At 36.4% G+C, this 9,006-nt stretch carries 6 protein-coding genes; all 6 read left to right on the top strand.

The annotated features are described in order from the left end of the window. Positions 1 to 325: 325 nt before the first annotated feature. On the top strand, positions 326 to 1,489 hold the full coding sequence (locus tag ABWO41_RS12160; protein ID WP_353138167.1) for a glycoside hydrolase family 88 protein: 1,164 nt from the start codon (positions 326 to 328) through the stop codon (positions 1,487 to 1,489). Between the two features lie 254 nt (positions 1,490 to 1,743). Continuing rightward, a complete protein-coding gene (locus ABWO41_RS12155) occupies positions 1,744 to 4,893 on the top strand; it encodes a SusC/RagA family TonB-linked outer membrane protein (RefSeq protein WP_353138164.1) in 3,150 nt (1,049 codons plus the stop codon). Positions 4,894 to 4,906: 13 nt separating this feature from the next. After that, positions 4,907 to 6,460 (top strand): RagB/SusD family nutrient uptake outer membrane protein, encoded by a 1,554-nt coding sequence (locus ABWO41_RS12150; protein WP_353138161.1) that lies wholly within the window; start codon positions 4,907 to 4,909, stop codon positions 6,458 to 6,460. Between the two features lie 10 nt (positions 6,461 to 6,470). Then, complete coding sequence (locus ABWO41_RS12145; protein ID WP_353138158.1) at positions 6,471 to 7,214, top strand: hypothetical protein; 744 nt, start codon at positions 6,471 to 6,473, stop codon at positions 7,212 to 7,214. A gap of 411 nt (positions 7,215 to 7,625) precedes the next feature. Further along, on the top strand, positions 7,626 to 8,396 hold the full coding sequence (locus ABWO41_RS12140) for a heparin lyase I family protein (RefSeq protein WP_353138155.1): 771 nt from the start codon (positions 7,626 to 7,628) through the stop codon (positions 8,394 to 8,396). 82 nt (positions 8,397 to 8,478) lie between these two features. Continuing rightward, the coding region (locus ABWO41_RS12135) for a carbohydrate binding domain-containing protein (protein ID WP_353138152.1) at positions 8,479 to 9,006 on the top strand (528 nt) is incomplete at its 3' end.

Here is a 9,006-nt window from a genome sequence, read left to right as displayed (position 1 = left end):
ATGGAGTAGCGGTATAACCGACATAGCCACTTTTATCAAATAGTCTTAAAATATATAGCAGGTGACGATAGTTCAGGGACTATAGATGTCCTGTTAGGCAGTTCGAGATATAGTAAGGTTATTGAGTCTGGTAAAGAAAAACCTGTGGAGATAATTATTGGAAATGTGAAATTATCCAAAGGAACACATCATTTAAAGCTTCAGGCCTCAGAGATTACAGGTAAAGAATTAACACGAGTTTTAGAAGTAGATTTGATTCCCATTAACTAATTAAAAAGCTGATATGATAACCATTCTTTCACATTTAAAAAGTACTAAAATCTATATGGTTATTTTTCTTTTTTTAGGAACATTAGCAGCCAAAGCACAATTGAACCTGAAAAAAGATATCCGTTTCGCCGAATCTCAGACCATACTGATGTTGGATGAAATAGACAAGATAAAACAACATGATAAGACCGGAAATTTAGTTGCTCCGAGAACGCTTGAGCATGGGAAACTTAAATTGGTAGCTTCCAGAGACTGGACCAGTGGCTTTTTCGCCGGAGAACTTTGGTATTTATATGATCTTACCAAAAACAAGAACTGGAGGTATTTTGCAGAAAAATTTACTAAACCTTTAGAACAGGAAAAAACTAATGCGAAAACCCACGATATGGGGTTTAAAGTGTACTGTAGCTTTGGAAATGCATATCGCATTACAGGTAATGACTATTACAAAAATGTGATCATCGAATCAGCCAAAACGCTTGCTTCTCGTTATAGTGATAAAGTAAAAGCTATCAGATCATGGGATCATAATAGCGAAAAATGGGCCTTTCCGGTAATTATCGATAATATGATGAATTTAGAACTTCTATTTGAAGCGACTAAATTAACAGGAGATTCTACTTTTTATAAAATAGCCGTAAACCACGCAAATACTACTTTAAAAAATCATTTCAGACCAGATTATAGCAGTTATCATGTGATTGGTTATGATCCGGAAACAGGGAAGGTACTAAAGAAGAATACCCATCAGGGATATAATGATGAATCTGCATGGGCAAGAGGACAGGCCTGGGCTATATATGGCTATACAATGTGTTACCGTTATACAAAAGATAAAAGATACCTGGAGCAGGCAGAACATATTGTAAACTATTTTTTCAAACATAAAAATATGCCAGCGGACATGATTCCATATTGGGATTTCGATGCTCCAAATATACCGAATGAACCTAGAGATGTATCAGCGGCTACTATTGTAGCATCTGCTTTACTGGAACTTGCAAATTATAGTAAAAACAAAAAATCATACTTCAAACACGCTAAACTTATTCTAACCAACATCAGTAAAAATTACATATCCAAACCGGGGTCCAATAAAGGTTTTATCCTGTCATACAGTACCGGATCTAAACCATCAAATCTGGAAGTTAATGTGCCATTAAGTTATGCAGATTACTACTATCTGGAGGCATTAAACAGATATAAATCTTTCAAATAAACCATTTGTAAATCCACATTAGTGTATTTTGCTAATATCGTTTAATAAAACGCCAATATTCCTAATACTACTGCATCTTGCTTTACCTAACTTTAGTTTACCAATTAGATAAGAAAACTATGTATTCGTAATAATTACCCGGTACTCTGTAAATGGATATGTTATTTAATATAAATGGATGATAAATAAGTACTTTAAAACAAAATGAAAAATAAACAAGAAAACGAATTATTAAACCTTAATTATTCTATAAGATGAGTAGATTGAAAGAACAGTTATCGTTAGTCCCCTTTAATAATCGATTTAGATTGTTGAAGTTGTGTTTGCTAACGGCGCTTGCTTTGTTTGTTTCGATAGGAGAAACATTCGCGCAAATAAAAGTTACAGGAGTGGTAAAAGAAAGCAAAGGGGAGCCACTTCCGGGAGTTGCAGTACAGGTAAAAGGAGGCCAAACAGGAACTCAAACCAATATAGATGGACAGTTTAGTATTACTGTCCCTAATTCAGATGCGGTTTTAGTATTCAGTTATATTGGCTTTTTAGGGAAAGAAGTTAAGGTGGGTGCCCAGACAGCTGTTAATGTAATGCTTATAGAAAATGCCAATGATTTAGATGAAGTAGTAGTAATTGGTTATGGTGGACAGGTAAAGAAAAGGGATCTTACGGGTTCCATTTCTTCTGTTAGTGCAAAAACAATAGAAGAAAGACAACCTATTAATGTTTTTGATGCTTTACAAGGGCAGGCTGCAGGAGTACTTGTTGTAAATGATGGGGGGGCCGAACCTGGAGCAACCGGTTCTATACAAATACGTGGTGCATCAACATTAAATGGAGGTAATGCTCCTCTTTATGTTATTGACGGAGTTATTGATGTGGATGGTGCTGGAGCCATGATTAATCCTGCAGATATCCAAAGTATAGAAGTATTGAAAGATGCGTCGTCAGCTTCTATTTATGGTGCCAGAGCTGCTAATGGCGTAATCCTGATTACAACCAAAAGAGGTAAGGAAGGCAGGTCAGATATAAATATTAGTTATAATCATTTGTTTGGAAAATTAGCACATTCCATTCCGGTAAGTAATTCAGCTGAAGTGCGTTTGTTTAGAGATTTACAAAACCGACCTAATTCCAATGTAGATTCCCTTAATCCGGCTTTTAACGCTGATAACAATCTTCAAGATCTGTTGTTAGGTAATCTTGGACAAAAAAAGGAACTAAAGGTAGGGGCAAGTGGTGCAAATAAAAGTTTTGATTATTATGCCGGTTTAAGTTATCTGGATGACAAATCAATTATTCTAAATAGCTGGGCTAAGAGATTACAAACCAGAGTGAATGTAGGGTATAAGTTAACAGATAAGCTAAAATATTCCAATAATATTTCCGGTTCTTGGCAAAAAGGTAATTCCGTACCTATTGCCAATACAGTACGGGTGGTGATAGATCGTCCAGCTAATACTTTAATTTATTATCCTGACGGATCTCTAGCTAGTTACATTGCTTCTAAAAGAAACCCAGTTGCTAACGCTTTACATGAGGCAAATTTAACAGAGAGTTTTACTGCTCAGTTTAATAACCAGTTAGAATATCAATTCTATGAAGATTTGAAATTTACCACGTTGTTTAACGGAAGATTAGATGATGGCCAGAACATTTATTTCTCTCCACGTTTTCTTTCTAGTGGTAGGAATCAAAATGGTGGAAGAAATGAATTAGGAAAAAGATTTTCATGGGAAGCACAGGCTTATTTTAACTATAACAAAACAATTGTCAAAGATCATAATATCACTGCGTTGTTAGGTTTTAGTACAGATAGACGTAGGTACGACCGTATTCATACCCGATACCAAAATAGTGTAAATGAAGAAATTTTAGTAACCTTACCAGCTTATATTATTACTACAGACAAATCTGTATTCAATAACTTTGCAACTGCTAATTCCACTGTCTCTCTATTTAGCAGGTTAGGTTATAACTACAAAGGCAGATATTTGGCACAGGGATCTTACCGCCGTGATGGTTCTTCAAGATTTGGTAAAAATAGCCGTTGGGGGAATTTCTTTTCCGGTTCTGTGGCATGGCGTTTTTCTGATGAAAACTTTATGAGTTGGTCTAAGAAATTTTTGGAAGACGCTAAACTGAGATATAGCTATGGACAGTTGGGGAATGATCAGATTGGAGATTATGAGTCTTTCACTTCAATAGCTTTTTCGGGAAGCTATAACGGAATTGGCGGAGCAGGACCTAGCGAAACATTTGGTAATAATCGCATTCATTGGGAAATGACTACTCAAAAGAATTTAGGCTTAGATTTGAGCTTTTTGAAAGGTCGTTTAGGTTTCACTGCTGATTACTATGTGAAAACTACGAGCGATTTACTTTATAGAAAGGAGCTGCCAAAAGAAACTGGTTACAGTAACGTGACTGTTAATATAGGTGATATACAGAATAAAGGGTTTGAGTTTGTACTGAGTGGGATGCCTGTGGCTACCAAGGATTTTAAATGGACAGTGAATGCGAATGTTTCTTTTGAAAGAAATAAAATTTTAAAACTGGCAGATGGAATCCCTTTTGTAACTGGAACCAGATGGTATGTTGAAGAGGGTGAAAAAATAGGAAATTTTTATGGTTATACCAGTTTGGGTGTTTATTCATGGAACGAATCTAATGCCTATAATGATAACTGGGAGAAATTGACCGTAGTTTTAGGTAACGATGGTAACCCTTTATATGTAGGAGGAAAACCTGTATACACTTATAACGGTCAGCCGTATACTGGAACAGTACATAATATGTATTCATCGGATGGTAATAAATTACAAGGTGGGGATACTGAATGGCTTAACGTTAGAAAGGATAGTGTGATTAATGATGCCGACCAACATGTTTTAGGTAATCCTACACCAGATTTTTATCTGGGTATAGTAAACTCCTTAAACTATAAACGTTTTGCATTAACCTTTATGTTCAATGGTTCTTTTGGGGGCGAAGTTTACAATTCTCATAAAGAACGTCAAAACAATACTTCTAATACAGGAGCGGGAGGACCAGATTTGGTTTATAACAGTTGGAAGAAACCGGGCGATATTGCTAAATATCCCGCTTATTTAGAAAAAGAGAAACGTGGAAACCGCAAAGCTAGCCAGAATAGCTTATATATAGAAGATGCCTCTTTTATCAGACTTTCCAGTGCCAGGCTTTCTTACACATTAGAGCCGAACTGGGCAAAAAGGATATATACCAAAGGTATAACGGCTTATGTGTACGGCACTAATTTATTAACCTGGACAAATTATACTGGTTACGATCCGGAGTTTAGCAGCTCTAATGTGTTGCAACCAGGTCTAGACGACGGTAGGTATCCAAGAAGGAGAGAGATAGGATTCGGTATAAATGTTAACTTTTAATAAGAATTTAGTCATGAAAAAAATATCCAGTATAGTGGCTTTAAGTGTCCTGATTTTATTGGGAAGCTGTGAAAAGTTTTTGGATGAACAGCCATTGGTCGATCCTGCACTCAGCCAGTTTTATAAAAATAAATACGATATTGATGCCGCTATGGCGGGAATGTATAATGCTTTTCAGTCGCAGATGGTGAGAAGTGGGGAATCTGGTAATAGCGGTAATGTTACTGAAAATGCTTTGTATTGGGGAGAGTACCGCTCTGATAATTTTGATAGGGATATTGTGTATCCTAAAGAGGACTTCAATCAGATTATAGAGAATAGTATACTTCCAAGTAATGATTTTGCTGATTGGACAGGTTTGTATTCTGTGATAGGTAGAGCCAATATGCTAATCAAATATATTCCTCAGGCTGCGTCATTAGATGGTCAGCTTACTGAGGGAATTCAAAAAAGTTATTTAGCTCAGTGTTATGGCATACGAGCAATCAGTTACTTTTATATCATAAGGGTTTGGAAAAATGCACCGATATGGACCGAGCCTTTTGAGGATTTAAAACAAGATCCAGAAAGGCCTCAGGAATCTCAACAAAAAATTATTGACGAAGTCATTATTCCCGATTTAGAGAATGCCTATTCTTTGATTGTTAAAGGTGAAAGACCAGTGGTATACAATATCAGTGAAGGAGCAATTTGCGCAATTATGGCAGATGTTTATATGTGGAAAAAGGATTATCCTAATGCCATTAAATGGATACAGAATCTGTTTAAAGCAAAATCTCCTACTAATACCACGTATTTAGGGGTAGATGGTAGTAATTTGCAGGCAACTGCAAGCTGGAAAAGTATTTTTACCAGTCCTGCAACTAGTAAAGAAGCTATCTGGAGCCTTCACTGGGATTGGGAGAAAAATGGCTGTGCCTGTATGCAAACTTCCTGGTCTCCAAACAATAAAAACATTGTTATCGATGAAGATATATTTGCCTCTTGGTTTGCGGTACAAACTTCTACCACACCATCACCTGATATCCGGCCAAAACAGACTGCAGATGTATATCCGGTAACCAATAATAAAAGAAACAGATTTCTTAAGTGGTATCCAACTGCGGCCAATCCAACTGCAGCCGACCCTTGGCCTCTTACAAATGAACAAGTTCCGGTCTATTTTACGATGTACCGTTTAGCAGATATATACTTATTGTATGCGGAAGCTTTAAATGGCAGTAATGATTTACCAAATGCTTTAAAATACCTTAATTTTGTAAGGGTAAGAGCAGGTTTACCAGCTTATGAAAGCACAGATCCATTAGTATCCGGTAAGGAGGCAATGGAAGATGCCATTTTGAACGAAAGACAAAAGGAGCTTTTCGGCGAAGGGAAAAGATGGTTTGATTTAATGCGTACAGGAAAGGTTAAAGAGGTTATGGATCCTATTATGATCAGACGACAAGCTGGAAATATAGACCAGCCAGGTTTTGTTGACCCTGAAAACCGTCAATACTGGCCAATAAGTAGAAATGTACTTAATGCCAATAAAAAGTTGAGTCAAAATTCAGGTTATACAGATTAATATAAATATTATGAAAAGTTATAAAATATCAATAAAAGGCATTTTTGCAATAGTCATAGGTACGTTGTTTTGCCAGGCTTGTACCTTATTTGATATGGATCTTCAGAAACAGTACGACTATAAGCCAACAACGCTAGACCCGCATATAAATATAAGTGCTCGTCAGTTCTTAGAAAACAGATCTTATGGTACAGTTCCGTCAGATACCATTTTTAAATGGATGAGGAAGGGTTTGGAGTATGCAGAAATAGACCTTTCTGAATATGAAAAATCAGGAAGAACTTTTATCTTCTTGCATAATGACGCGGTAAGGGTTAGAAATGCCACTTCTGGAGCAATAACAGCAGGTCTTTGGTTCAATTTTCCAATTGTTACCAGTCTTGATCCAATTACGAATGTGCCTGTTACCAGACCCGCTAACAAGTGGGAAGATTACCCTAAACAGGATGTCAAAAATTATTTCCTTTACTTGATAGCACAGGGCGAGTATAATTTTGCTGACCTGAATGCAGACAATAAAGCAGTACAAACATTATTGCCGCCTAATCAGGTTGCGAGTCAAATATCTTTATTAGGTTATGCGAATAATGGAAAAGGCTTTGATCAGGAAGGAAAAATGAATTTGAAGCTGGTAAACAATAATGATATGGCACCTATACAAATTAACGACCGGACAAATGATCGTTCTGGTGGTTATATAGCTACTAACGGTATTGTACATGTATTTGGAGCAACGGTATACCCATTTAGATAATATAATTAATATACAGGAGTATTAGTTTGCTCCAAAACTGAATATGATTCTTATAAAAGACACCGCTTTAGACGGTGTCTTTTTTTTTATTGCAATAGCTTAATCTCAGTAGCTAATTGCTAATGTTTAATTCTTACCACAAAGGAGAATAGTCAATATTTAGATCTATATAAACTTACTGGATTTCGTGATTTTACAATTCACCTTATCCACGTTGGAATACTTTGCCAAAATAGGTTACTAACAAGCTAAAATTGCAGACTAATTTCTGGAAAGTTGCATTTAATTTTATGTAATCAATTGTTTTTTAGGTTGTTGTGCTTTGTGTGCCTTCAATATCTATTAGCCTATGCACATAATATCTGCTAAACAAAAATTAACCAATTTTTTAAACATTAAATTAAAAACACAATGAAAAAAAACATTCTAATGATTCAGGCGGTAGCATTAGCCTTGTTAATGACCAACTGTAAAAAAGAAGGAGAAAATGTAGGCTCAGAACAGCTTAGTAGCAGTGCAAAGGGGGGAGCATCTGTACAGTCTGTACTATTTAATGGCGATGCCTCTAATGGATCTTCGAACGTGTGGAAAGCAGTGAATATCGAGGGGACAGGAGCATTAAGTACAGTAAATGACGAAACAGGCACACTGGTTTGGAAATATTTAAAACCAGCAGGTAGCCATCGTACAGAAACGCGTGGAGCAAAAGGCTTTCAGGCTCAGGAAGGAGATAATATTTATATCGGTTGGACAAGTAAAATATATATGCCCACCAACTTGAAAACAGAAGCAGTTTTTCAATGGAAATCTTATCCAACAGAAGGTTCAGAGCAGAATCACCCGTTAATGCTGAGAACCAAAAATGGAAATTTAGAATTACAGCATTTTGATAATAATCATGTAGCAACAGTGCCGTGGAGTACTACTTTATCTGTTGGAAACTGGTTGAATTTCGTGATCAGGATGAAAGTTTCTCGCAACCCTAGTGTGGGCTATATAGAATTCTGGTATAACGGTGTGAAACAAACTTTTACAAATGGTAGCCAGCGACTGTATTGTCAAACATTAGATGTGGATGACTGCGATCCTAAATGGGGAGTATATGGGGGTGATGCTTCGCAAGCCACTCATTTTGTGAAGAAAATTCGCATAGCAACTACCTATTCGGAGGCTGCTCCATAATAAAAATTTCTGGTAAGGGTAGTAAATGGTACTGCCCTTACTGTTTTAAATAAATTATTAACAAGCTATAAATTAACGCACAATGAAAAAAATATTACTATTATCGTTTGGTCTGTTTTTAATAAATAATATTGCTAATGCGCAGGCTTTTAATGAAACATTCGAGAATTATTCTATTGGAGATTTGGCGGGAAAGGGAAATTGGGTCCCAAATCCTAAATATCCGGGTGTTTCAATTAAGATAGAAGATTTCGGAGCTGCAAATGGAGGAAAAGTGGCGCGAATAAATCCTGGAGGTAGTGCAGGCGATGGTCCGGTAATGCCATTTAATAATAGTAGCTTGGATTTGGCTAAAAATGGAATGGGTACAATTTACGTCTCGTTTTTAGTAAAGTTTAATGTTTTACCAACCAATGCTAATGGAAGTTATTTCTTTTATCTGGCAGATATGTCTGCCAATCCTTTGAATACTGATGGTAGAGGTAGGATATATGCTAAACCGGATCCAGGAGCTTCAGGGAAGTTTGCTTTTGGAGCGATAGCAAGTAGTAATTCTGTGAATGATATGGCTTGGACACCATACAATTATGAGATTGGGAAAACCTATCTT

The sequence above is a fragment of the Pseudopedobacter sp. genome (genome assembly GCF_040392825.1).
Classification (GTDB): domain Bacteria; phylum Bacteroidota; class Bacteroidia; order Sphingobacteriales; family Sphingobacteriaceae; genus Pseudopedobacter.
Note: the sequence above shows the minus strand (reverse complement) of the source record. Positions and strands in the feature narration are given on the sequence as shown.